The 24257-nt window shown below is 66.4% G+C and carries 16 protein-coding genes; 8 read left to right on the top strand and 8 right to left on the bottom strand.

Annotation, left to right across the window (positions count from 1 at the left end; translation table 11 throughout):
* Positions 1–31: 31 nt before the first annotated feature.
* Positions 32–1507: a DNA recombination protein RmuC gene (locus IG178_RS11875; protein ID WP_193212767.1), complete on the bottom strand. Its 1476-nt coding sequence runs from the start codon at positions 1505–1507 to the stop codon at positions 32–34.
* Positions 1508–1620: 113 nt separating this feature from the next.
* Here IG178_RS11875 and IG178_RS11870 point away from each other — a divergent pair, with 113 nt between their 5' ends.
* The gene (locus tag IG178_RS11870) at positions 1621–2244 is read left to right on the top strand and encodes a superoxide dismutase (RefSeq protein WP_193212766.1); all 624 of its coding nucleotides are present in this window, start codon (positions 1621–1623) and stop codon (positions 2242–2244) included.
* A gap of 467 nt (positions 2245–2711) precedes the next feature.
* Positions 2712–4739: a right-handed parallel beta-helix repeat-containing protein gene (locus IG178_RS11865; RefSeq protein ID WP_193212765.1), complete on the top strand. Its 2028-nt coding sequence runs from the start codon at positions 2712–2714 to the stop codon at positions 4737–4739.
* Positions 4740–4887: 148 nt separating this feature from the next.
* On the opposite strand, the gene IG178_RS11860 is transcribed toward IG178_RS11865, so the two are convergent.
* The 3 genes from IG178_RS11860 to IG178_RS11850 are packed head-to-tail and all read right to left on the bottom strand — an operon-like array spanning position 4888 to position 10649.
* Complete coding sequence (locus tag IG178_RS11860) at positions 4888–5655, bottom strand: hypothetical protein (protein ID WP_193212764.1); 768 nt, start codon at positions 5653–5655, stop codon at positions 4888–4890.
* A complete protein-coding gene (locus IG178_RS11855) occupies positions 5652–9170 on the bottom strand; it encodes a pilus assembly PilX family protein (RefSeq protein ID WP_193212763.1) in 3519 nt (1172 codons plus the stop codon). Before IG178_RS11855 ends, IG178_RS11860 begins: the two co-directional genes overlap by 4 nt.
* 42 nt (positions 9171–9212) lie before the next feature.
* Positions 9213–10649 carry a hypothetical protein gene (locus tag IG178_RS11850; protein ID WP_193212762.1) on the bottom strand — a complete coding sequence of 479 codons (1437 nt, stop codon included), beginning with the start codon at positions 10647–10649 and terminating at the stop codon, positions 9213–9215.
* Between the two features lie 202 nt (positions 10650–10851).
* On the opposite strand from IG178_RS11850, the gene IG178_RS11845 reads away from it, so the two are divergent.
* The 4 genes from IG178_RS11845 to IG178_RS11830 all read left to right on the top strand — a co-directional run bounded on the left by IG178_RS11845 (position 10852) and on the right by IG178_RS11830 (position 16232).
* On the top strand, positions 10852–11934 hold the full coding sequence (locus IG178_RS11845) for a substrate-binding domain-containing protein (protein WP_193212761.1): 1083 nt from the start codon (positions 10852–10854) through the stop codon (positions 11932–11934).
* A 129-nt stretch (positions 11935–12063) separates the two neighbouring features.
* Positions 12064–13266 carry a hypothetical protein gene (locus IG178_RS11840; RefSeq protein WP_193212760.1) on the top strand — a complete coding sequence of 401 codons (1203 nt, stop codon included), beginning with the start codon at positions 12064–12066 and terminating at the stop codon, positions 13264–13266.
* Between the two features lie 48 nt (positions 13267–13314).
* The gene (locus IG178_RS11835; RefSeq protein ID WP_193212759.1) at positions 13315–15354 is read left to right on the top strand and encodes a PDZ domain-containing protein; all 2040 of its coding nucleotides are present in this window, start codon (positions 13315–13317) and stop codon (positions 15352–15354) included.
* A 32-nt stretch (positions 15355–15386) separates the two neighbouring features.
* Positions 15387–16232 (top strand): S1 family peptidase, encoded by an 846-nt coding sequence (locus IG178_RS11830; protein WP_193212758.1) that lies wholly within the window; start codon positions 15387–15389, stop codon positions 16230–16232.
* Positions 16233–16301: 69 nt separating this feature from the next.
* Here the strand turns inward: IG178_RS11830 and IG178_RS11825 are convergent, their stop codons facing one another.
* Genes IG178_RS11825 through IG178_RS11815 form a run of 3 tightly spaced genes read right to left on the bottom strand, consistent with a single transcriptional unit; the run spans position 16302 to position 19992 of the window.
* Positions 16302–16646, bottom strand: a complete 345-nt coding sequence (locus IG178_RS11825; protein WP_193212757.1) for a hypothetical protein — start codon at positions 16644–16646, stop codon at positions 16302–16304.
* A gap of 42 nt (positions 16647–16688) precedes the next feature.
* On the bottom strand, positions 16689–17768 hold the full coding sequence (locus IG178_RS11820; protein ID WP_193212756.1) for a PepSY domain-containing protein: 1080 nt from the start codon (positions 17766–17768) through the stop codon (positions 16689–16691).
* Between the two features lie 7 nt (positions 17769–17775).
* Positions 17776–19992 carry a TonB-dependent receptor gene (locus IG178_RS11815; protein ID WP_226895345.1) on the bottom strand — a complete coding sequence of 739 codons (2217 nt, stop codon included), beginning with the start codon at positions 19990–19992 and terminating at the stop codon, positions 17776–17778.
* Positions 19993–20300: 308 nt separating this feature from the next.
* On the opposite strand from IG178_RS11815, the gene IG178_RS26025 reads away from it, so the two are divergent.
* Positions 20301–21044, top strand: coding sequence for a LuxR C-terminal-related transcriptional regulator (locus IG178_RS26025; protein WP_305067826.1), 744 nt, complete (start codon positions 20301–20303; stop codon positions 21042–21044).
* A 248-nt stretch (positions 21045–21292) separates the two neighbouring features.
* On the opposite strand, the gene lpdA is transcribed toward IG178_RS26025, so the two are convergent.
* Positions 21293–22675: a dihydrolipoyl dehydrogenase gene (gene lpdA / locus IG178_RS11805; protein ID WP_193212755.1), complete on the bottom strand. Its 1383-nt coding sequence runs from the start codon at positions 22673–22675 to the stop codon at positions 21293–21295.
* Between the two features lie 237 nt (positions 22676–22912).
* On the opposite strand from lpdA, the gene IG178_RS11800 reads away from it, so the two are divergent.
* Positions 22913–24142: a hypothetical protein gene (locus IG178_RS11800; RefSeq protein WP_193212754.1), complete on the top strand. Its 1230-nt coding sequence runs from the start codon at positions 22913–22915 to the stop codon at positions 24140–24142.
* Positions 24143–24257: the final 115 nt, after the last annotated feature.

Below are 24257 nucleotides of genomic sequence, written 5' to 3'. Positions count from 1 at the left end.
TCCCGGCCACCATCGTCCCGGCCGCCGCGGCTCAAGGATCCAGCGCCGACCTGAGGTCGGTTGCCGCCGACACCGCCTTCTCCTTGGGATCGGGCACGAAGGAGAAATCCTCGCCCGCTTCCACGGGAAGCGCTCCCCCCGAGGGCAAACGCGGCGAGCGTTCGACCTGGTCGACCGCTTGCAGCGTGGTGTTCTCGGCGGCCGCCTGCAGGTCCTCGAACTTGCGGGCGGTCGCGAGCACGCGGGTCTCGTAGGACCCGACCGCCGAGTTATAGTGGCCGACCGCGCTTTCGAGGGACTTGCCGAGCTTGGCGAAGTGTCCCGCCAGCGTTCCCAACCGCTCGTGCAGGGTGCGGCCGAGGCTTGAGATCTCGCGCGCGTTCTCGGCCAGCGCTTCCTGGCGCCAGCCGTAGGAAACGGCGCGGAGCAAGGCGATCAGCGTGGTCGGCGTGGCGAGGATCACGCCGTGGTCGACCCCGCGCTCGATCAAGCCGGGATCGCTCTGCAGCGCCGCCGAGAAGAACGACTCGCTCGGCAGGAAAAGCACCGTGAACTCCGGCGCGTGGTCGAACTGCGCGGCGTAGTTCTTGGACGAAAGCTGGCTGATGTGGGTCCGGACCTGCCGGGCATGGCGATGCAGCGCCTCCTCGCGGACGCTGTCTTCGGTCGCCTCCAGCGCGTCGAGGTAGGCGTCCATCGGGGTCTTGGAATCCACCACGATCGTCTTGCCGCCGGGCAGGTGGACGATCAGGTCGGGGCGCAGGCGCTTGCCTTCGTCGGTGGTGGTGGTCGTCTGCAGGTCGAAGTCGCAATGCTCCTGCATCCCTGCGAGCTCGACCACCCGGCGGAGCTGGATTTCCCCCCACTGGCCGCGGCCGGTCGGCTGGCGCAGCGCCTTCACCAGCTGGCCGGTCTCGCGCTGCAGGCCGAGCTGGCCTTCGGCCAGGGCCTTCACCTGGGACTTCAGCTCGGCATAGGCACCCTCGCGGGCCTTCTCGATGTCGCCGATCCGGCTCTCGAATTTTCCCAGCGATTCGGCCACCGGCTTGACGAGGTTCTCGATCGCGGTCCGCCGCTTCTCGAGCTCACCTTTTGCCTCCTCGGTGTGGGATTTCATCGACGTCTGGGCGAGCTGGAGGAATTGCTCGGCCGATGACTTCAAGGCGTCGGCGGACAGTGCCTTGAAGGTGTCGGATAGCCGCTGCTCGGCGCGGTCCAGCAAACCCTGCTTCTCCTTCGCCGCTTTGGTTTCTTCCTCGAGCCGGGTCTTCAGTTCGGCCAGCTGGGTGCGGAAGGCCTGGCAGTTCACCTCGAGCTCCGAGGTCTCGGCGGTGGCGGCGGCGTGGCGGGCTTCCCACTCGGTGACCCGGCGCTCTTCCGCCCGCACCCGCTCCTCGAGCCGGGCGCGGCGGCCGGACAGGGCGAGCAGGGTGACCAGCCAGCCGAAAAAGACGCCGGCAAATGCACAGATGATCCAAGGAAGGGCAGCGATGAGAGCGGGAGGCATGATGGGATTGTTCCTTGCGGATGACGGGAGGCGCGGCATCGTGGGCGGGTCGCGCGCGCCCTGCCGGAGTACCGGCGCTGCCCCGCGAACGCAAATCAAACCGACCTACGATCATGGCCTACACTCTTCCCGCCCTCGGATACGCCTTCGACGCGCTCGAACCCCACATCGACGCGCGCACCATGGAGATCCACCACGACAAGCACCACAACGCGTACGTCACCAACGTCAACGCTGCCATCGCCGGCAAGGCCGACCTCGAGGCCAAGAGCCCCGAGGAACTCATCGCCGACCTCGCCGCGGTGCCGGAAGACATCCGCGGTGCGGTCCGCAACAACGGCGGCGGTCACGTCAACCACAGCTTCTTCTGGCAAGTCATCGCCCCCGGCGGTGCCTCGGCCCCGTCCGGCGATCTCGCCGCGGCCATCGACAAGGCCTTCGGCTCCTTCGACGCCTTCAAGGAAGCCTTCGCCAAGGCCGGTGCCACCCGCTTCGGCTCCGGCTGGGCCTGGCTGGTGAAGAACGCCGACGGCAGCGTCGCCGTCTGCTCGACCCCGAACCAGGACAACCCGATCATGGGCAAAGCGATCGCCGGCTGCGAAGGCACCCCGATCCTCGGCCTCGATGTCTGGGAGCACGCCTATTATCTCAACTACCAGAACCGCCGCCCGGACTACATCGGCGCTTTCTGGAACGTCGTGAACTGGGACGTCGTCGCCGCGAAATTCGCGGGCTGAACCGACCACTATCTGCCCGAAGCCGCCTGCGGAAACGCCGGCGGCTTTTTCGTGCCCTGATGTCGAATAAGATCTCGCGGCGCAGCTCAAACATCCTAACATTTTATATCCCGAGTATACTATTTGTATTTACAAAGACAATTCTTTGGACGTAATCGCTAAGCATGAAAGCCCAACTCCCCCTGCTTTTCTTTTGCTTCGCCACAACTTCCCTTCAAGCTCAGGAACCTCCGACAAAGCCCACCCTCATTTATGTCGCGGACGGCGATCCGGCGGAATTCTCAACTTCAACCCCTCCGAGCAACTGGTTTGATCCCGAGGTTGCACTGACATGGAACGTTGCGCCGGCAGGGTTCGGCGGCCGGAGTCGCTTCGAGGAAGTCTCGACAACCTTTTCCTCCGTCAACCGCATTTCGACCCGACAACGCTTTAAACTCACAGCGCTGCCGGATGCCCTGACACTTTCATTGAAACAGGAGGTCGCGGCTTTTGCGGTCTACCTGAACGGCCAACTCGTCGCATCGGATGATGGTACCCGGCTTCCCCCGGCAGGAGGCGACGGCTTCCGCGACTACGACCTTTCGAACTGGATCCACCTACTTCGAGCGACGGGAAACCTGCTCGCCATTCACACCGACGGCAAATTGCTGGTTCCGGTGCTCCACGGGACCCCGACGGATCAGTCCGCGTCGGCCGTCGGAGTGGATCCCCGCCGGACCCGTCGAACCGAATCCGGGGAAGTCCTGTCACTTCGGGTGTTCCGTCAAACCCCGACAAGCAATCACACCCTCGTCCATCTCGCCACTGAAGGGGTCGAGTCGGACTTCCGGATCCGGCGGGATGGTATGGAGCTACCGCTGATCCCGAGTTCGTCGGGAAGCTACTTCGATGTCCGCTTTGCCACCGGAGAAGAAAGTGCCCTGATCGAATTCGAAACCATCGACGACGATCACGCGGAGGCCCAGGAGACCGTCGAACTAACCACCGATCCCTTGCGGCAGGAATCCATCCGCCTTGTGATCGGGCGCAACGACACGGTGGTGACGCGGACAGCAGCTTCTGGAGAAGGCTCCCTGTTCCAGGCATTCAGCAATGCCGACCTGTTTCCGGGCGTGGACACCGTCCGGTTTTCGGAAGCCGAAGGAGTTCCATTCACGACTGCTCCCGTGACGATTTCCGTGTCCGGCGCGTATCGGGGAGAAGTGGTTCTTGAAGGCCCGCCTTCGCCAGGCAGGGTGACAATCCAAGGCGACGGAGGCACGCTGTTCGTTGCTTCCGGCCAAGCCTTCACCTTGCGCCGGCTGGTGATCCGCGGAAGCTCCAACGTTGTATCCTCCAGCCGCTACCAAGGCACCATCCTCGTCGAGGACTGCGAGTTCCTCGACAACGGGAGTGCACTCAATCCCTACACCCTCAAGTATCCCGCGGTAATCCGACGATGCCTCTTCGAAGGAAACAGGGGACGATCGATTTCCTACACCTACGGACTGCCGATCGAAGTCGAAAACTGTACCTTCACCCGGAGCCAAGGGACTGATTCGGTGATCGTCGGGGAAGTCCGGCTGACTCATTGTTCGTTCATTTCGAATTCCTCCCCTCTGATCCTGGGGCTTGGCGCGACGTCCAGCAACAGCCTGTTTCTGGGCAACTCCGTAAAGCTCAGTGCTCGCGCGGCCTACACGTTCGACCAAGGCGGCAATCTCTTCGATGCCGTCGAAACCCGTTTTCCCAGCAATCCCTCAAGCACAAGTGTTTCCGTGGCGGACGCCGGGCTGGGCGAGTTCGGATTCCACGGCGGATTCACGCGGACGATACCCATCCTCGCCCACAGCCCGGCCCTCGACCTCGGGATTCCGATCGCAGCCGCTCCCGAATTCGACCAGCGGGGCGAGGGCTTCCAACGGCAAGTTGGTCCCGCTGCCGATGCCGGGGCATACGAGTTGCAGTTCAATCCGGACGACGTCGCCGTCGGGCTGGCCACCGGGGTCTCCTACGACCCGATCGCCGGCATCTACTTCCAGTTCGTGGTGGTCCACAACACCACCCCGTGGCCGATTTCCGGCTTCCGCCTCGCGGTCTCCGGCCTGCCCGGGGACGCCTACCTCTACAATGCCTCGGGCGATGGTTTCATCGACGTCACAGGTCCAATCCCGGCCGGCGACTACCGCGTCGTCATGCTGCAATACGCCGCCTCGCGCCCGGACCTGTGGCTCAATCCGAACCTCTCGCTCCAGGTCAGCCCCGACTCGGTTTTCCCGGAACCGGCCATTGACGCGAGACCGGAACTTGCCCTGACCGCGACACCCGACGGTGGCCGCCGTCTCGAACTTCGCACCGAACCGGGCCGCGACTATCAGGTGGAGGTTTCCGAAGACATGATCCACTGGCGGCCAGCCGGCCCGGAACTCGGAGCCGAATCGTGCCACACGGTTTGGAACGACCCCGATCCCGCTCCTCCGACGAGGCGTTACTACCGGGTGAAGCAGGTCGAGTGAATCCGGGTCCGCCGCGAACAAGCCGCACAAGATCGGAACCTTTCCCGACCAGGAAGAATCGCCGGGGGAGGAAGGGGTGATCGGCAGGGACCCGAAGGATGCCACACGCAACTTCCACCGGGTCCTGCCCGGCCGAGGGATGGCCGCCTCAGTCCTTCTTGGTCGCGGCGCCGCCCGCCGCCCGCGACGGCTGGATCACGGTCACCTTGAAGGGCCGCTTGCTGGTGGCGGCACCGATCGCGGTGTGGACGACCACCACCGGGGCCAGCCGGCCGCTGACCTCGATGGGGCAGACGTCGAGCGTGAAGCGTCGGCCCCCGGCGCTCGCCGCAAGGGGCAGCAGCTTGAGGTCCGCGCCGCGGCTCACCATGATGGCGGCGGTGGCGGATTTCCCCGGTGACAACTGCTGACCGCTGCCGTCCGGACCGCGGTAGTGCAGGATGGCTCCGCTGAGGTTGAGGAGGGTTGCCGTCGGCCGGGACGACACCTGCGGCTGACAATCCACCAGCTTGCGGTCATGACCTTCCAGCCACGGCTGGTCCGGCCGTCGGTTGAACAGGATCACCAGGGGGTTGGCGCTTTCCGGGGCAATCCGCAGCGGACGGGAATCGCCGCCGTCCCCTTGCGGCAGGAGCTCCAGCCCGACCTCACCAGCCGAATAGGACAAACGTCGTGGTTCCTGGTTAAGCCGTAGTTCGATCTCCCCGGCGCCGCCGGCATGGCGGACGCTCCAGGTTCCCGGGAAGACCAGCGGCGAGGATGTCTCGTCCCGCTTGTAGCCACGGAAGCCGTGTTCCTCGACCGCGTGGAGACGCGGCACCGGCAGATCGCCGACAGCCGCCACCAGGAGTTGGCGTTCCTCGTCCGCATGCAGGCCGGGCAGGAACGCGAGGATGAACAGGAGCAGGTTTCTCATGATTCGGATGGGGTCTTGAGCCATTTGATGCCGAGCACCTCGAAACGGCGCCCGAAGCGCTGGTTGAGGGGATGGAGCTGGGGGTTGTTGACGAGTTTGCTGTCGCGGATCCCGCGGGTCATCGGCGCTACCAGCGCTGAATTGCCGGAGTTCGCATCGCCGGGGTCGTCGAAGGGGCGCTTCAGCAGGTAGTCCGGCGAACGCACGACCACCGCCTCGCAGGTGGCCCGGCTGAGGACCTCGCCCCGCTCGCCGTAGGCGACCCCGGTGGCGCGGATCCGGAAGGTGTCACCGCGCGCGCACAGGGCGCCGCCGACCGGCTCCAGGATGTCGCCCTGCTCGATGAAGCCCGCGCTTCCCGCCAGCTTCCATTGCGAGGCGTTCTCCTCGCGGCTGCGCAGGTTCTGCCGGACCTTGCTGTCGTTATCGTTGCCCGTCGCGGGGAACTTGAGCAGGTCGCCGGACACCAGGTTCGCCCGCAAGAGGGCCTCGTCGATGACCCCGGCTTCCGCCGAGTCACCGGTGGCAAGGCGGCGGTTGACGAAATCCGCGACCCCCAGGAAGGGACCGCGTTCCCTGACGATTTCGACGATCTCGCCGGCAAGCTCTTGCACCTGATCGTCACTGAGCGCCAGCGACCCGCCCCACAGCGGGTCGGCGGTGACCGGCTGGCGGAATCGCGCGAAAGGATGATCGCCATCGAGCGAACCGTCGCCCGCCGTGGTCCGCGTCAGCCCCTTGAGCCCGCCGAGCACCGCGGCCCAGGCTTCCACCGAGGTCGAGTTGACGTTGAAGGCGCCGCCATTGACGAGCAGATAGGCGGACAACCAGAGCCCCAGGCCGCCGGCATCGTCGACCGAGGCTTTCCGCGCCTGCTCCGCGCCGCCCAGCAGCGGATGGGCGACGAGCTGCCGGTTGGGCAGCCGCTCGTGGCCGTTCCAGCCGGAATCCACCGACCAGGACGAGGCGAAGAAGCTGTCCCACAACCGGCGGTTCACCGAGTAGGCGATGTCGTAGAGCAGCGTCTCGCGCCGGTGGTCGTTTTCCTGGATCAGGTCGCCGAACACCGCATCGGTCTGGACGATGATGTTTTTCCACGGGTTTGCCCCGGTCGCGAGCGTCGGGATTGCCCCGGCATCGCGGTCCGCGTGCAGGGAAGGACGGGACGTGCCGACGATCCGCGCCGGGTGCCAGAGCCAGGGGGAAAGGGGCGCGTTCCTCAGGGCACCGATCGACTGGAGCGGCTGGCCCGCTTCCGGAAGATCGATCAGCGGGAACGACAGCTGTGAGGCATACTCGCGCGGATCACCGAAGGGGCAGCCCCTCGCGAGCCCGTCCGCGAAGATTCCCCAGTCCTGATCGGGCCCAAGGGCATCGTGGGGTGCCTTGCAGCGGTACCAGCAGCCGACATGCAGGTCGAAATGTTCGAGCAGATAGGTCGAGGGCGTCCGGAAGACCACCGATGCCATCGGGTTCCAGTCGGCCATCACCGCCGAGGCATAGGGCGGCTGGGGCGAGCCGAGCCGGCCGACCGCGGCGAGTTCCTTCTCGTCGTCGATCCACGACTGGTGCACCCGGTAGTACCAGTTGCGCGGCGGGTTGCGATTCGGGTTGTCCTTGAAGGTCGCCCATTCGGAGCCGTTGTTCGACGGGTCGTCGTTCCAGCCGGGGCTGTAGCGGATGTAGGCCGCGCGCTGGCCGGCGGAAGCGAAGTAGTCCTTGCCGCCGCCGCCGTCGTTCACGTAGAGCCGTTGCAAGGTCGGGAAGCCCTTGCCGGTGAGCACTTCGGCCGACGAGAAGCTGCTGCCGGGACAGGCCTTGAGCAGGAAGGGCTTGGGATTCCAGTGGAGGGCCTCGGCGTAGTCCGGGGAATCGAGCGGCGTCGTGATGTAGCGCTTCACCCGCATGCCGCGCGCCAGCATCCGGGCCAAGTCCGGCTTGGTGGAAAAATGGCGGATGTAGAAATTGTTGGAGCCGACCGGCTGGGCCGCGGTCAGGATGTTCGAGGACGGCCGGGCGGCATCGTAGGGCTGCGCGCTGCGGGCACCGCCCCCGGTCCGCGGGGTGAAGACCAGGCATTCGCCGGGACCGAAGGTGGTGGCCTCCACCGTGAACAGGAAGTAGTGATCGGAAGCCTCCCCGCTGGCCCGGAATTGCGCACCCCAACCGGCGACCACGGTTGGAATCCGGGTCACGGCCCCGTTTTGGTCCGCCACCTCCACCGACAGCCCGCCACCGCTGTCGATGTGCTTCGGCATCGCAATCACATAGCGGCCGGCATCCATCTCGACATTGTAGGGATTCCAAAGGGTGAGCCGGGGATAGACATGGCAGAGGATGTTTTGCGCGGTGTCGGTCTCCGGGGTGTAGTCCCAGTGGAAGCCGGCATCGACGACCACCGGGTGCAGCGGCAGCTCGCTCGATTTGATGGCATCCACGGCATAGCCCTCGCCACCGTACACCTTGGCGGCGCGGATCGACTCCGGCACCGTGGCCGCGACGGCACTGCCCGGAGTGCTCTCCTGCCCGGCACGGAACCAGCGGCGCAGCCGGTCCCAGCGGGGACCGGTCACCGTGTGGAAAGGCTCGGGAAGGATCGACGCCTCGCCGCGGATGCCATCGAGGGCGAATTGTGGCAGGACCCCGGCGGCTTCGTCTTCCGACTCCACGAAACGGGTCAGGTCGCCCTTCAGCCCGCCGTTCACCGGGTCGGTGAAGAGCCCGAAGGAGCGGGTCCCGACCGGCGAGTCGAGCCCGCCGATGTCCGCCCACGCGGCGAGCTCGAGGGTCTGCATCGTGATCGTGTTTTCGCGCTCGCGATCGGAGGCGAAGGGATCGCTGTCCCAGGAGGCTCCCTCCGGCGACAGTGGCGAGGCGTCCACGCGGGGTGCCGACGCCAGGCCGACGCCACCGGCATCGGCCGGGCTCACGCCACTGCCCACGCTGGCCCGCTGGGAAAGATCCTCGATCCACCACGCCAGCCCGCCGTTGTCATCGGAGCGCAACTCCGGGACCTCCACCTCGTCGCCGTCCCCGGTCATCCCGACCGTGATCCGGCCGGCGTCCGCGGCCGTCCCGGTGGTCACCAGTTCCTCGATGAACCACTCGTCCTTCCAGCCGCTGCGCTTCGTGCGCCGGTCGGTCAGATAGAGAGGACTCCCGTAGCTGGCACCCCAGCCGACGGCGGGGCTCAGGCCGGAGTCATCCAGGTCGCCGGGCGACCAGACGCCGCACCACTCACTGGAACTCCGGCCGGGAGCCAGGCTGGCCGGCGCCGTGATGCGCTGGTCCGGCCCCAGCGTCCGCTGGAGCTGGCCGATCGCGAGGTTGAGGGATACCATCGCGTTGGCTCGCGCCGCCGTCATCGCGTCGAGGCGGGACGAGGATCGGATGGCGATGCTGCCCAGCTGCACCAGTGCCATGACCAGCATCGTAAGCAGCACCATCAGGGACATCGTCACCACCAGCGCGAATCCCCGCCTGATTCCCGGTTTGTATGCCTGCTTCGTTTTCATCGTGATTCGTGTCGGACGGAGGCCGTCGCGGCCGGTTCGGGATCACTCGAGGGTTTCGAGCCGGTAGAAGCGGCGTGGTTCGAAACCCGGATCGGCGAGAGCGTCGATGAACTCCTCCGTGGAGCTGGTCGCGACCCTGTTGAGGTACAGGCGGGTGAAGGGCTCGGACAGGTCGGTGGTCGAGTAAATGTCGTACTCGACGCCCGGGGTGAGGTTGGCGACGATGATCCGGAAGCCCAGTTCCTCGTCGTAGACGGCGGACATGACGGCCGGATCGAGCGGCGGTGCATCAATCGCACCCAGCACGTAGACCCCGCGGTGCTTGGAATAGTCGTCGCCGCGGATATCGGCCCACATGAAGGGATCGTGGCTTCCGCCGTCCAGCGGATCCACGTCCCAAATGTAAATGCGCAGCGTCAGCGGCTGCGTGAGCGACCCGAGCTCCGGATGACCGCTCAGATCGAAGACGAGATCGGCGATGTCATCGGTGCCGGCGGTCGTGGCCAGGTCGGCGGTGAAGCCGTCGAGGCTCGAGCGGATCGCCGCGCCCCAGCCACTCGCGCTTTCCGTCCCGTAGGTCTGGATGGTCAGGCCGACACGGGTCACCGAGTAGTCGGCTCCCGCGGACGGCAAGAGCTCGATCTCCAGATACGATGTTTCCAGTAGTTCGGCGCTCTCGATGTAGCCGGGCCAGGCGGCGCTCCCGTTGGTTCCCCCGCCCTGCGACACGCGTCGTGCGACGGGAGACATCCCGATCGCCGCATCTTTCGTGAAGGGCTCGACTTCGGTGCTGTTGCCCAGGGGGTTCGACCTCGGGATCCAGCGGGCCAGCACGACGTCGGGCTCGGTGCTGAGCACCTCGCCCTCGACCATCAGGTCGCCGGTCAAATCGAGGAACAGCAGCGGGTCGGCCGCTCCGTCTTCCCAGATGTAGAGGCGGAGCTCGATGTCGCCGGTGACACTCTGGAGCTCCGTAACCCCGGTGAGGTCGAAACTTGCCACATGGCCCCCGTCGTAGTTCGCGGTCAGCGAGGCGAGGTCGGTGGTGAAGCCGTCGAGGCTGGACCGCAGCACGAACTTCACGTCGCTCATGACCGCTTCACCCTCGACATCCTCCACCGAGGTGCCGAACGAGAAGATCTCGTAGCTTAGGGCATCGATGCGGTATTCGAGCGGTCCGGCCGCAAGCAGGCGGATGGCGGTGTACTGGTCGGGATTGAAGGCGCTCGAGTCGGAGGCCCCGGTCCAGGACGCCCCGGAATTGGCGAATCCGGGAAGGGCGGCAGAGCGGGAAAGCAGGCCTTCGCGGAAGCCCGCGGCCAGTTCGTCCGCCCCGGGAACCGTGCCGGACTCGGAGTAGGCATTGCCCCGCAGCGGGTCGCCGTCGGCGACCGGCGTCCAGCGGGCAAGGGTCCCGGCATGGACCATGGAGGTCGAGATCAGCGGCAGGGCCGCCAACAGGAGGAGTGATTTGATCATGAGGGATACTGGTTTTGCGTTTGAGGAGGTGGCATCACGCCGGCGCCAGCGGAACGCGCGGCGCAACCCTCAAACCAGCAGCAGAGGTGCCCGGGGCCTTTCCACGCTGCCCGTTTGACCGCCATTTGGCTGTACTCATTTCGGCAGCAGTTGCCGCTTCGGGACTGGTCCCACAAACACTCGCGTTGTAGGAAAGCGGCCCATGGAGTCACACTTGTGCCGTGAGCGGTTGCCGCAGAAGCTCGCCTTGCTGATCGAGCGCGACATCAGGGCCGGCACTTGGGAACGGCACCTGCCGGGACACCGGACGCTGATGAAGCGCTACCTCACCAGCGCACGCACCTGCATCGGTGCACTTCAGGTTCTCGAAAGCCGCGGCAGCATCGGCCCGGCCCGGCAGGGGAAACGGCGGGTCATCCGGTTATCGCCGGCAGCCGAGCCCTCATCCAGCCAGACCCTGCTGATCATCCGGGGCGATGGCGCGGTGTCCCGCAGCGAGGAAATCGAGCGTCAGGCGTACCGGCTGGCTTGGGAGAACGAAGGCGGACAGTCGCACGTGATCAGTTTGGACTTCTCCCGCTTCAAGCACCCGGAAGAGGTCCTGAAGGGCGCGATCGAGCGCTACAGCCCGCGCGCCCTGCTGCTGAGCGTGGCCACCACCGAGTGGGTCCAGGCGGCAGTCCGCCTGCTGCCGACCTTCCTGGTGGGCGGCGCCTGGCGGGCGGCGACCAACCTCAGCGGCCTCGGCTTCAAGATCGGCACGGTGGTCGAAAGTGCGGTCCGCAAACTGCACGAACTGGGCCACGAACGGATCCTGATCCCGGTCGAGCCGATGGGCATCGAGATCACCGTCGCGGTCCGTCAAAGCCTGGCCGAAGGACTCGGCGAGGCCGCCTCGCGGGTCGACATCGAGGCGCTCACACCGATCTTCGCCGAACCCATCTCCGCGGTCTGGAAGAGCTACTGGGAGCGGCATTTCCGGATCAACGACCCGACCGCGGTCATCGTCGGCAAGGACCTGCACGTCCACTCCTTGTACGGCTACTGCAGGAGAAGAGGGATCTCCATCCCCAGGGACCTCTCGCTGGTTTGCCTTGAGCATACCGACCAGATCGAGTGGACCGACCCGGTCCCGTCCCGTTTCGGCTACCCCACCGGCATGGTTGCCAAGCACCTGCGCCGCTGGCGGCAGCGCGGTTGCGTTCCGCTCGGGATGAAATTCTTCGATCTGCAGTGGATCGAGGGCGAAACCACTGCCCGCTGTCCCCTGTCGAGAAACCGCTGACCCGGTCGTCCGGCCTGGCAAGGGTTCCACGGCGCATGACCAGTCCGGTGCAGCCGGGCTTCGACGGACTGCAACGTCCGCCCGCCGTTTAGCATCGCACCCGCCGGCGGATTCCAGTGGAATCCGCGCGTGACGCGCCGCCGCCTCCTGATCGCCTTCTGCGGGATCATGCTGACTTTTCTGAGCGGTGCGGTGTGGCAGCTCCGCTTCGAGCGTACCGGACCGGATCCGGACATCCGGCTCGGGCCGGACTTCAGCGGCTGGACGGTGAAGGCCGGGGAGCGGTTCGAGCTCGAGAACGGCACCTGGACCTTGCTGCCGCCTGACGGCGAGGCGCGGGCCAGCGCCGAGTGCGTGCTGCCCGGCCTGGAGGACTTGCGTTTTGTCCGGGTGCGGCTCGACGCGGCCTGGGAGGACGTCGAACACAAGGACGGCAGATCGTGGTGGAGCGCCCGGGTTTCGCTAGCAGGCAAGGACCCCACGGGTCGCTTCCATTGGCCGGCGGACGGTGACCTGATCAATGCTTCGGGTTCGCGCGGATGGCACACCGTCGAGTGTGTGCTGGACCTGCCGCCGGACATGGGCGAGCCCCACCTGTTCTTCAACAACCTCGCGGCGACCGGGACTCTGAAAGTGCGGGACTTGACCGTCACCCCGGTGAAACAACGAGGGTGGATCGTCGCGGCGACAGTGGCGTTGCTGGCGGGTTGGACGGGCTGGGCCGCCGCGGTTCTCGGCCACCGCAAGGGCCGGCTGCGACAGGCGGCGGCTTCACTGGGCTTGGTGGCGGCCGGCTGGTTCCTGGTCTTCCCGCAGCCGAACTTCCACGCCCGGCCGCTTCCCGGCGGGTTCCTGCTCGGAAAAGAGATCGCGGCAGCACCGACCCCCGCGCCGCCGAAGCCCGTACCGGCGCTTGCCGTCGTCCCACCGCAGCCCAACTCGTCGACTTCTCCGATGACTGCTCCCGCGCCCGCGCCGGCATTGCCCAAGCCCTCCAACCCCGCGCCGCCCGTCATCCACGACGACCGGGCCGATAATGTAGCTGCGGGCGCCATCCGGAAGATCGACCAGGACTTTCCCTTTGCCCATGTCGCCGCGTTTTTCGCGGTCGGCCTGGCGGTTTTCGCCGTGGCAGGAGTTCGCGACGCATGGCCGCTCGCCACCGGCCTCGCGGTGCTCTCGGAGGTCGTGCCGAACCTGCTGCGGCGGGAGTTCATGGCCGATGACGCCGCCGACCTGGTTGCCAATCTCACCGGCCTCGCCCTCGGTGCCCTGCTGGTAACCGGGACCTGCCGCTGGTGGCACCGGCGGGCGGCGGCTTCGAAAACTTGAACAAGCCGACCCGACGCGCACGCTTGATGGCGCGTCCGTTACGTCGACATGATCCGAAAATCCCGCATCTCCGCCGCCCTTCTGCTCGCGCTCCTGCCCGCATCGCCGCTGCTCGCCGAAGTGGCATCGCCGCCGCCGGCGGCCGAGGTCAGCGACGCGATCCGCAAGGTCTTCCCTGCCCTTGTCCGCATCTACGTGGTCATGGAAGAAGGCTCCGACGGCCGGATGCGGAAAATGCAGGGCAGCGGCAGCGGCGCCATCATTTCATCCGACGGCTACGTGCTGACCAACCACCACGTCGCCGGTCGCGGCACCCGCTTCGTCTGCACGCTCTCGAACCGCGAGGAGGTGGACGCGACCTTGGTGGGCACCGACGCCTTGTCCGACCTCGCGGTGCTCAAGCTCGACCTCTCGACCCGGCGCTTCAAGGACCAGCCGCTCGCGGTCGCGACTTTCGGAGACTCCGACCAACTGAAGGTCGGCGATGTCGTGTTCGCGATGGGCAGCCCGGGCGGCCTGTCGCAATCGGTCACCCGCGGCATCGTCGCCAACACCGAGATGATCGTCCCGCGCCACCAGATCTCGATGACGCTCGACGGCGAAAAGGTCGGCGAGCTGGTGCGCTGGATCGGCCACGACGCGGTGATCTTCGGCGGCAACAGCGGCGGCCCCTTGGTGAATCCCGCCGGCGAGATCGTCGGCGTCAACGAGGTCGGCATCGCCAGTCTCGGCGGTGCGATCCCGGCCAATCTCGCCAAGAAGGTCGCCGCGGAGCTGATCGAAAAGGGCAGCGTCACCCGCAGCTGGATCGGGCTCGAGGTGCAGCCGCTGCTGCGCAGCATGGCCAACGAGAAAGGCGCGCTGGTGGCCTCGGTCTGGAAGGACAGCCCGGCCGCCGCCGCCGGCATCAAGCCCGGGGACTTCATCACCAACTACCGGGGAACCGACCTGCCCGACTGTCATGCCGATGAGGACCTGCCGGTCTTCAACGCCATGGTGCTCGACACCGTGCCGGGCACCGAAGTGACCCTCGCCGGCACCCGTGACGGCCAGCCGCAGACCTGGAAAATGACCACCATCGTGCGCGAACCGAACATGGGGAAGGAGAGCGAGCTGCGCGAATGGGGCCTGACCGCCCGCGATTTCACCAAGGTCTCGGCACTCGAGAAGTACCGCGACAACGAGGACGGCGTGCTGGTCGACACCGTCCGCACCGGAGGCCCGTCCGCACAGGCGAAGCCGCCGCTGCGCGGCGCGGACGTGATCATCCGCGTCGGCGGCCAACCGGTCGCCACCCGCGCCGACCTGGAAAAATTCACCGCCGCATTCACCAAGGACCTCGACGAACCGAAACCGCTGCTGGTCGAGTTCGAGCGCAACCACCAGCAACTCGCCACCGTCGTCAAGGTCGGCCCGCTGAAGGATCCGGTGCGCCCCCGGCTCGCCGAAAAGGCGTGGATGGGGGCTGCCACCCAGGTGATCACCGACGAGCTCGCGGCCGCCCTCGGCATCCCCGGCAAGAAGGGCGTGCGGGTCACCGCGCTGGCCCCGGACTCTCCGGCGAAGAAAGCAGGCCTCAAGGAAGGCGACCTGCTCCTCAAGTTCGACGGCAAGGTGATCAACGCGCGCCGGCCAGAGGACTCCGACGTCTTCCCCGAACTGATCCTCGCCTACCCGGTCGACGCCACCGTGGAACTCAGCGGCCTCCGCGACGGTGAAGCGCAAAGCTGGTCGGTCGACCTCGCGCCGCGGCCGGTCGATGACAGCGAGCTGCTGGAGTACAAGGACGACCAGTTCGAGTTCACGGCCCGCCAGCTTTCGTCCGCCCAGCGCGACCAGGCGAAGGAGGAACAAGGCGAAGAACCCGCCGGCATCTCGGTGTTGAAGGTCGAGCCCAGCGGCTGGGCCGCCCTCGGCGGGCTCGCGCCGGACGACATCATCCTGACCATCGACGGCCAGCCCACCAACGAGATCGACGTCCTGGAAAAAACCCTCAAGGACCTCGGCGAGGCCAAGCCGCGCAGCATTGTCTTCGGCATCCGCCGCGGCCCGCGCACCCAGTTCCTCGAGATCGAACCCCGCTGGTGATTTCAACCGAGTCCATTCCAACCAAACGTCCCATGATCCGCATTGCCACCCTCGCCCTCGTGGCGACCACCGCCCTCGCCACCGCATCCACCGCCGAGTTGCGCGACACCGCCAAAAAGCTCTCCGACGCCCACAAGGACGCCGTGGTCTGGCTGTCGGTGCTTTCGAAGACCTCGATGAGTGCCGAGGGTGACATCCCGGCCCAAATGAAGGCCGCCCTCGCCGCCCAGGAAAAGGAAGAGAAGAGCGAGGTCACCGGCACCGTGATCGATCCGTCCGGCATGATCGTCACCGCCCTCGGTGCGCTCGACAAGTCGTCGATGGTCGACGGCCAGACGGTCAACACCCCGGCCGGCGAGATCAAGCTGTCCGCCACTTCCGAGTTCAAGGAGATCAAGGTGATCACGGCCGACGGCTCGGAAGTCCCCGCCGACCTGGTGCTCAAGGACGAGGACCTCGGCCTCGCCTTCATCAAGGTCCGCATGGACAGCGACGAAGCAAAGGGAGTTGAGTTCAGCGCCATCGATCTGGCCGATTCCGCCAAGGGCGAGCTGCTCGACGAGTGCATCGTGCTCGGTCGCCTCGACGAGGCCTTCAACCGCGAGCCCAGCTTGCTGACCAGCGAGATCTCCGGCCTCACGGTCCGCCCGCGGGCCTTCTACCGCGTCGCCAGCGACGCCGTCGGCTGCCCGGTCTATCTCGCCGATGGCAAGCTGCTGGGCATGTCGGTGCTGCGCCGCGGCAAGAGCGGTGCTTCCAGCCGCGGCGGCCAGATCCAGGTCTCGCCGGTGGTGCTCCCGGCCGCGGACGTGGCGAAGATCGCCGAGCAAGCCAAGGACGCGAAGCCTGCCGAAGGATCCGACGACTCCGGCGAGTGAACCGCCCGGTCTCCTTTCACGCCGCCCCGGAATACCGGGTGCGGCGTTCTCCTTGTACGCCGGCGCGGCCTATCCCAGGACCAGCACGCAACATCCGAACCACAGGCACAGACAAACGATGATCTGGCCCAGCAGGTAGCCGATCGAAGTCAGCACCAGCCCCCGACCGCGGTAGCGCACCTTCAGGGCCTGCGTGAAGGGGACCATGCAGATCAGGATCGTCACCAGCCCGAGAGGCAGGACGAACAACAGCTCCGCCCCGTAGTTGCGCCCGGCGTTGGCAACACCGCTCAAGACCAGCGTTGCGATGGCGGTGACCAGCGGCGGCACCATCAGCGAAGTCCACAACTTGCGCCGCGGCACCTCGGGAACCGGCTCCGGGACGGTCGGGGCATTGGGCGGGTCGTAGAACATTCCGCGACCTTGGAGCGTCCCCGCGGAATTGGGAGCCCCAATTCATCCGGTGCGGCGACGGCGCTGCCACCAGATGGCCATGCCGCTCAGGCAAAGCAAGGCCGGAGCAAAGCCGGCAGCGGCCCAGAGGGACTTCGAGACGAGCCCGCCGAAGTTGCCAAAGTGGAGCGGCTCGAAGGCGTCCTCGATCTGCTTCCACGTCCCGTCCCGGGTGAGGTCATGGGCGGAGAGGAAGTCGCCGCTTTGCGAATCGAAGGCGACTTGTGAACCATAGTCGCTGCGGAACCACGCCGCATCCTCGTGGCTGCCCCACAGCGTGAAAGGCCCGCCGGGCGCCCACGGAAAGGAGATATAACGGGTCTCGAAGCCCTCGATATGTTGGCGCGCCTTTTCCGGCAAGGCCGCGAGCTGGAGGCTGGCGGGGAAGAGCTTTTCGTGGAACAGCACCTCGTCGGCCGGGTCGGCCGGCTGCCCGGTGAGATCCTCGACCACGTGCGACAGGTTCCACCAGGCGCCGGTGAAGCCGAGCAGCAGGTTGAAGCCGACCGAAAAGATGCCGACCATCCGGTGGAAATCCCCGGCCAGCATCCGCAGGCTCGATTTCCAGCGCAGCCGCAATAGCGATTTCCAGAAGCGCCGGTAGAGCCACAGCCCGGACAGCCCGAGAAAGCACAGCGCCACCCCGAGCAATCCGGCCACGGCCATGCCGATGTCGTGAACGAAGAACTCGGTGTGCAGGTCGAGCAGCCAGTGCTTGAGCGTCGACTCATGGTCGGTCGGCCGGCTCAAGACATCCGCCCGATAGGAATCGATGGTCAAATAATGCCACTCGCGGGTGCCGAAAGGCATCACGAAAACCCCGTCGGCGACATGTGGGTTGTCGCGGTCGATCCGCCAGCCGGTGACGGCGTGGCCGGGCGCGGCCTTCTCCACCGCGGCCACCAGCTCGTCGAGCGGCAGCCGGCCGGCGGCAGTCGGCTCGACGCGGGTCTGCTCCGGCAGCCGCAGCGCGTCGATTTCCTCGTGGAAAACCAGCAGGCTGCCGCTGAGACCGATCACCAGCAGCCCGACGCCGGCCGCGAGGCCGACGATCGAATGCAGACGCCAGAAGTACTTGCGCACGATTCTGTTAGAACGCGTAGCTTGCCGACAGGACCAGGGTCCGCGGGGCGCCGACGGTCAGGTAACCGGCGCCGGGAAAGCCACCGGCCGAGGCCCAGTAGTCGTCGTTGGTGACGTTTTCCACCCGGGCGCGGAAGGTCAGCTCCTGGCCGCTGGACAGCTCGGTGGTGTAGCGCAGGCCGACATCGAAGCGGGTCCACGACGGGACCTTCTGGGTGTTGGCGGCATCGGCATACTGGGAGGTGGTGTGGAGCACCCGCCCGTCCAGGGTGAGGCACGGCAGGAAGGGCAAGTCCCACTCGCCGCCGAGGTTGAACTGGGCGTGCGGCGAACCGATCTGGTCGAGGCCGGCCCGTTCGGTGTCGAGGAAGCTCGCGCCGCCGAGCAGCCGCACGCCCTCGGCCGGCTCGCCGAAGACGCTGAGCTCGATCCCGCGGTAGCGCTGGTCGTGGAGCTGGTCGAAGTAGCCCGCACTGTTCAGCCCGGTGACCGGCTTTTCGCTCTGGAAGAGCCCGAGGGTGGCGCCGACGCCGTCGAAGTCGAACTTCACCCCGGCCTCGAACTGTTCCGTCACGTAGGGCGCGAGCGCCTGGCCGGCGTTGGCCACCGGCACTCCGCCGGAGGTCGCGGGAGCGATGTCGCCCTTGGTCAGGCCCTCGATGTAGTTCACGTAGCCGGCGACCTGCGGGGTGAAGCGGTAGAGAATACCGCCCATCGGGGTGATCTCGCTTTCGTCGTAGCCGGCGGTCTGCACTCCCGTGTTGTAGTCGAAGCTGCGGCTCTCGATCGTCTGGTAGCGCAAGCCGCCCATCAGGATCAGCTTGTCATCGAACAGCGAGATGATGTCCGCCGCCGCGAAGCTGGAGGTTTCGGTCTCCTCGGTGACCAGCGGATTGGCGAAGTTGCCACCGGTGAAGAAGTCGGCCGCCGGCGGGGCGACCGGCGACGGCAGGTAGAGATTTCCCGGGAAACCGGCAAAGTCGGAGAAGGCGTAGGCATTCTTCGACTCCAACTCGTAGGCGGTGAAGGAAAGCGTCGGCCGGTGGCGCAGCGGGCCGGTCGTCACGTCACCGCGCAAACCGATCTCGCCGGTCCAGATCGAATCCTCGCGAACGTTGTCGAAGCGGTAGGCACTGGTGGTTCCGTCGGCGGCGATGACCGTCGGGTTGGCGAAGGAATTGTCCTCGTCGCCCTCCCGGCCACCGACCGCGGCCCACAGGGTCCAGCAGTCGTTGAGGTCGAACTCGCCGCGCAAGACACCGAAGTAGTCGCGCTCGTCCGAGTAGGTCCACGGCTGCGCCACGCTGGTCGAAGCGTCCGGTGCCGGCAGGATCGGCACGCCGGGGGCGAAGGTGATGCTCGGTTGGGTGGCGTCGCGCTGCAGGTCCTGGTAGCCGAGGTCGGCGGAGAGGCGGAAACGATCACCGCGCCAGTCGAGGCCGAGCGCCAGCATGCCGAGACCGACCGACTCGCCATCGACGGCGGTTTCGCCATCGCGCAGTGCACCGTTTACCCGCACGCCAAGCTGGCCGTCAAAGAAACGCTGGCCGAGATCGAGCGCCGCATAGCCTTGGCCGCCGGTCTGGATGCCAGTAGTGAATTCGTAGCGCGGGTCGCTGGCCGCCCGCTTCGGCAGTACATTCACCGTGCCGCCGAGACTGCTGCCACCGGGAGCGGCACCATTGAGAAACGCGCTGGCTCCGCGGAACACCTCGACCCGCTCGACCAGCTCGGCCGCCAGATACTGGCGCGGCAACAGCCCGTGGAGGCCGTTGTAGGTCATGTCGTCCGAATAGACCGGCAGACCGCGCACCAGGTAGGTCTGCTGGAAATTGCCGAAACCGCGCGCCACCCGCACCGCCGGGTCGTTGAGGAGGACGTCGCCGACACTCTGCGCCTGTTGATTCTCGATCAGCTCCTCGGTGTAGCTGGTCAGGCTGAAAGGCGTCTCCATGTAGTCGAGCGCCCCGAGCACCCCCACCCGCCCGCCGCGCGCGACCTGGCCGCCGGCAAACGCCTCGATCAAGCCCTGCTCGCTGGCATCGGCGCTGGCTTCCACGATCAGCGGGGCCAAGTCTTCCATGGCGTCGGCCTCACCGCTCCCGGCGATTTCGTCCTGGGCAAACAGCCATGTACCCGAGAGCAGGGTGCACCCGAAGGCGGAGGCCCGGATCAGATCGCGGGTGGTCGAATTCAGCGGATGGCGTGGGATGGATCGGTTCATGGTGCTCCAATTGCTGTTGCGACGCGTTCGCAATAGAGCGAGAGGGCCATTTTGTTCGTGGGCTGTCAATTCGCAAAGATTTCCGGGCATGTGCCACCCCAGGGCTATCTCATCTTGGAGGGCTGCAAGCGGTAGGGTCGGGCGCCCCCGACGGCTGGCCCTTCTCCCGCCTCGCGGCCGACCGGGGGCGGTCGCGCCCTACCCGAGCTGCCGCGCGATTCCTTCAAATCGAACGGTTCCAAAGTGAGGCCGCCCATGGCGACAGGCCGCTTGAACCGTCCTCTGGAACGGTTAGAATCGGGATTCGCATGGAACGGCTCGGCCATTCGGACTACCAGCGCCTGCTCGACTTCATTGCCGGGTTGCAGGAACCGGTGGCCGCGGGGGAGTTCGGCAAACAACTGGTGCGGGTCACCGAGGAGTTGCTTCCCGGAGCAATCGTCACTTTCGACCAGATCGAAGAAAGCAGCGGCCACTATGCCTTCGACCACAACCTGCCCGCGGACACGGCCGGGGTCGGCAAGATGGTCGCGCGCCTGATGGAAGTCTACCGCCAGAACCCCATCTACAACTACATCCAGAACGGCGGCACCGGACCGGTGGTGGACATCGCCGACCTGATGCCGAGGCGGGAGTTCCATCGCACCGACTTCTATCAGGACATCCACCGTCCCTTCGAGATCAGGCACCAGGTGCAGGTGATCCTGTCCCGGCCGGGCTGGATTTCCAATCTCACCATCAACCGCGACCTCGCCATCCCGGAGCGGGCCAAGACCTTGCTGGGGCTGGCCGCGCGCCACATCGCGCTGGCCCATCGCAACATGTGCCGGATCGACCGGATCGACCGTCTGGTCGCAGCCGCTGGCGGCGAGCCGTTGACGCCGCGTGAAGGCGAGGTCTTCCGCTGGCTGCGGGAGGGCAAGCGCAACGCGGAGATCGGCGTCATCCTCGGCTGCTCGCCCCGCACTGTCGACAAGCACGTCGAGAACATCCTCCGCAAGACCGGTGCCGAAACCCGCACCGCGGCCGTGCGGAGCGATCCGGGCTCCTGAGCGTGGCGTACGCGATCCTGCGTATTCTCACGCATGCCGGATTCAGGGAAGCTGCCAGCGTTCCCGACCACCGGCAGACGGCTCGCCCTCCCCCCCCATTCAGATCCTTCACCGGTCGACCGGAGCAAACAACTCGAGCTCATTGACACGCGTCGCCCTCACCACGGGGGCGGCGCGCTTGTTTTCCCGGATGACAAAAAAGCCGCCCGCGGTTTCCCGGGGCGGCCTGGTCGTGAAAGCGGTTCCGCTCAGAAGTGGATCGCGTGGCCGTCGGCGGCGAGGGTCGCCTCGTGGATCACCTCGCTCATCGTCGGGTGGGCGTGGATGGTGGCGTGGATCTCGTCGGCGGTCAGTTCCTGGTCGAGTGCCAGGCCCATCTCGGCGATCAGCTCGGTGGCATTGTCACCGATGATGTGGGCACCGAGCAGCTCCCCGTGCTTCTTGCCGTAGATCAGCTTGGCGAAACCGTCCGGCTCGCCGGCGGCGATCGCCTTGCCGATGGCCATGAACGGGATCTTGCCGACCTTGTACTCGACGCCTTCCTCCTTGAGCGCGCGCTCGGTCTTGCCGACCGAGGCGACCTGCGGGTGGCAGTAGGTGCAGCCGGGGAAATTGGTCACCTTGCGGACCTTGTGACCCTCGACATAGAGGCCGTCGACGCACTGCAGCGCCTCGAAGGACGCCGTATGGGCAAGCAGCGGCGGGCCGCTGACGTCGCCGATCGCATAGACGTTCGGGATCGAGGTCTCGTAGCGGTCGCCGACCTTGACGAAGCCGCGGTCGGTGAGTTCCGGCTGCTGGCCGCCGGGCAAGACGGGCTGCACGCCGATGGCGACCAGCACCACGTCGGCGGTGAGCACGCCGTTCTCCTTCGGACCTTCGACGGTGACCTCGACCTGGCTGCCCTTGACCTCGGTCTTGGTGATCTTGGTGTTCACCAGGCAGCGGATGCCCTGCTTGGTGAAGGATTTTTCCAGGGCGTCGCCGATCTCGTCGTCCTCCACCGGCAGCATGCGCGCCAGCATTTCGACGACAGTCACCTTGGTGCCGTAGGCGTTGTAGATGTAGGCGAACTCGGCCCCGATCGCGCCGGCGCCGATGATGATCATGCTCTTCGGCTGCTTCTCGAGGGTCATCGCCTCCTTGGATCCGATGACCGTGGTGCCGTTGAAGGGCAGCGGCGGCAGCGGGCGGGACTTGGCACCGGTGGCGATGATGATCTGCTTGGCTTCGGCGGTCTGCTTCGAGCCGTCGGCGGCGGTGACTTCCACCTTGCCGTTGCCGAGCAGCGCGCCGTGGCCACGGACGTAGTCGACCTTGTTCTTCTTGAAGAGGAACTCGATGCCGCCGGCGAGGCGGTCGGAGACCTTGCGCGAGCGGCCGACCACGGCGGACCAGTCGAACTGGAGATTGTCGAAGGACAGGCCGAACTCCTTGGCCTTGTGGGTGAGCGTGTGGTACAGCTCGGCGTTCTTGAGCAGCGCCTTGGTCGGGATGCAGCCCCAGTTCAGGCAGGTGCCGCCGGCACGGTCCGCCTCGACGCAGGCGACTTTTTTACCGAGTTGGGCGGCGCGGATGGCGGCGACGTAGCCGGCCGGGCCGCCGCCGATGACGATGAGATCGTAGGCCATGATTTTAGGGATGCTGTTGGGAGTTCGCGCGGAGCGTGGTTCCCGCCTCCCGGAATGTCAAAGGGGAAGGGGTTGGGATCTCCCGGCCCCCGGAAATCCCCGCCGGAAGGAGCACCGGCGATGCTCGCGTGGACCCATGGAAAGTCTCAAAACTTCAGTTCGCGTTATCTGACTATAAACAAAAAGTACCAGCAGCGCGTTGCGACTGAAGCGCGACCGGGAGATGGGTGGCGTTGCATGAAAATCTGTCCTTCCCTCACCCTGTTTTCAACTGCAGCCCTCCTCGGCACAGCACACGCCACACTCCCGCTCGTCGACGGGACCAGTTATCCGGACCTTTTCGGACCTGCCGGCGACGTGACCGTCACTCCCCCGCCCCCGGGCATCCTCGATCTCACCCTCGGCGGCACGGCCACCGGAACGCTCGGCGACCACTGGGACGCCACCGCGGCCGGCGGCGCCCGCTTGAGTGCCCTGGGTGTCACTGTCACCCAGACCGGTGCCCAGGTGGCCCTGACGGGCGACGAGCTGGAATTCCGCCTCAGCAATGCCCCGTCGAGCAGCTTGCTGGGAGCGCTGGGCGTTGGCACCGCGCTTGACCTGTCCTGGTCCGCCACCGCGACCTTCGATGATTCGGGCAACGAGCTGACCTTGCAGCCGAATTCGGTTTACCGCGTGAGCTTCGACGTCGATGGCGGAGGCAACCTGCTGAATTCAACCCTGGGCATCGCCCCGTCCTTCGGCATCGAACTCCTCGACGGCTCAGGCGCGTCGATCGGCTACTCCGGAGGCGGCACGGTGGCGAACATCCTCGGCATCGAGCTGATTGAAATCATCGGTGCTCCGGCCGGCTCGGGTACGGCCACGGTGCAGTTCCAGACCGGAGAAACGGTTCCGGCGGGCGCCGGCAAGGTGCGTTTCACCGCAAGCGCCGCACTCCCCTCGACCGTGCTCGGCATCGGTACCGACTTCGCCACCGTCTCGAACCTCGAGGTGACCTACATCGATCCCTACACCTTGTGGATCGAGGACACCGGCTTGACCGACGAGGAAGACCGCCTTCCCGACGCCGACCCGGACGGCGACGGCCGCAACAACATCGAGGAGTTCGCCCTCGCCACCGATCCCGAAGTGAGCGACGTGCCGGTGGTCTATTCCGCCGTGGGCAACACCAATGCCGGGGGGCCGCCGGAGTCCGTGTTCGTCATGACCACCCCGGTCCGCAGCGGGGCGGAGTTCTCCCCGGACGGAGGCGACCAGATCGCGACGCAGGACGGTGCGAATTATCGGGTCGAGGGTTCCTTCGAACTCCTCACCTGGGAAGCCGCGGTAACAGAGGTCTCCCCCAACAACTTCTTCCAGGTTGGCTTGCCTGAACTGCCGGAAGGCTGGGAATACCGTTCGTTCCGCGTTCCCGGCCAAACCACCGACACGCCCCGGGCTTTCCTCCGCGTCCGGGTCGACTGAGGCGCCGGTCGGGACGTCCACCTGGGGCCCCCGACCTTTGAAAACACTCCCCATCAGGGGCTGCATGGAACAGCAGGAGTGGCGGTGTCGGTTCAGCCGGCACCGCCACCACCCT

Source organism: Neoluteolibacter marinus (assembly GCF_014904755.1).
Taxonomy (GTDB): Bacteria; Verrucomicrobiota; Verrucomicrobiia; order Verrucomicrobiales; family Akkermansiaceae; genus Haloferula; species Haloferula marina.
The sequence above is the reverse complement of the archived record's forward strand: the minus strand, read 5'-3'. Positions and strand labels throughout refer to the sequence as shown.

Coding starts and splice junctions, on each gene's coding strand:
- IG178_RS11875 (WP_193212767.1), bottom strand. CDS start 1,507: ATGCCTCCCGCTCTCATCGCTGCCCTTCCTTGGATCATCTGTGCATTT.
- IG178_RS11870 (WP_193212766.1), top strand. CDS start 1,621: ATGGCCTACACTCTTCCCGCCCTCGGATACGCCTTCGACGCGCTCGAA.
- IG178_RS11860 (WP_193212764.1), bottom strand. CDS start 5,655: ATGAGAAACCTGCTCCTGTTCATCCTCGCGTTCCTGCCCGGCCTGCAT.
- IG178_RS11855 (WP_193212763.1), bottom strand. CDS start 9,170: ATGAAAACGAAGCAGGCATACAAACCGGGAATCAGGCGGGGATTCGCG.
- IG178_RS11850 (WP_193212762.1), bottom strand. CDS start 10,649: ATGATCAAATCACTCCTCCTGTTGGCGGCCCTGCCGCTGATCTCGACC.
- IG178_RS11845 (WP_193212761.1), top strand. CDS start 10,852: ATGGAGTCACACTTGTGCCGTGAGCGGTTGCCGCAGAAGCTCGCCTTG.
- IG178_RS11835 (WP_193212759.1), top strand. CDS start 13,315: ATGATCCGAAAATCCCGCATCTCCGCCGCCCTTCTGCTCGCGCTCCTG.
- IG178_RS11830 (WP_193212758.1), top strand. CDS start 15,387: ATGATCCGCATTGCCACCCTCGCCCTCGTGGCGACCACCGCCCTCGCC.
- IG178_RS11825 (WP_193212757.1), bottom strand. CDS start 16,646: ATGTTCTACGACCCGCCCAATGCCCCGACCGTCCCGGAGCCGGTTCCC.
- IG178_RS11815 (WP_226895345.1), bottom strand. CDS start 19,992: ATGAACCGATCCATCCCACGCCATCCGCTGAATTCGACCACCCGCGAT.
- IG178_RS26025 (WP_305067826.1), top strand. CDS start 20,301: ATGGAACGGCTCGGCCATTCGGACTACCAGCGCCTGCTCGACTTCATT.
- lpdA (WP_193212755.1), bottom strand. CDS start 22,675: ATGGCCTACGATCTCATCGTCATCGGCGGCGGCCCGGCCGGCTACGTC.
- IG178_RS11800 (WP_193212754.1), top strand. CDS start 22,913: ATGAAAATCTGTCCTTCCCTCACCCTGTTTTCAACTGCAGCCCTCCTC.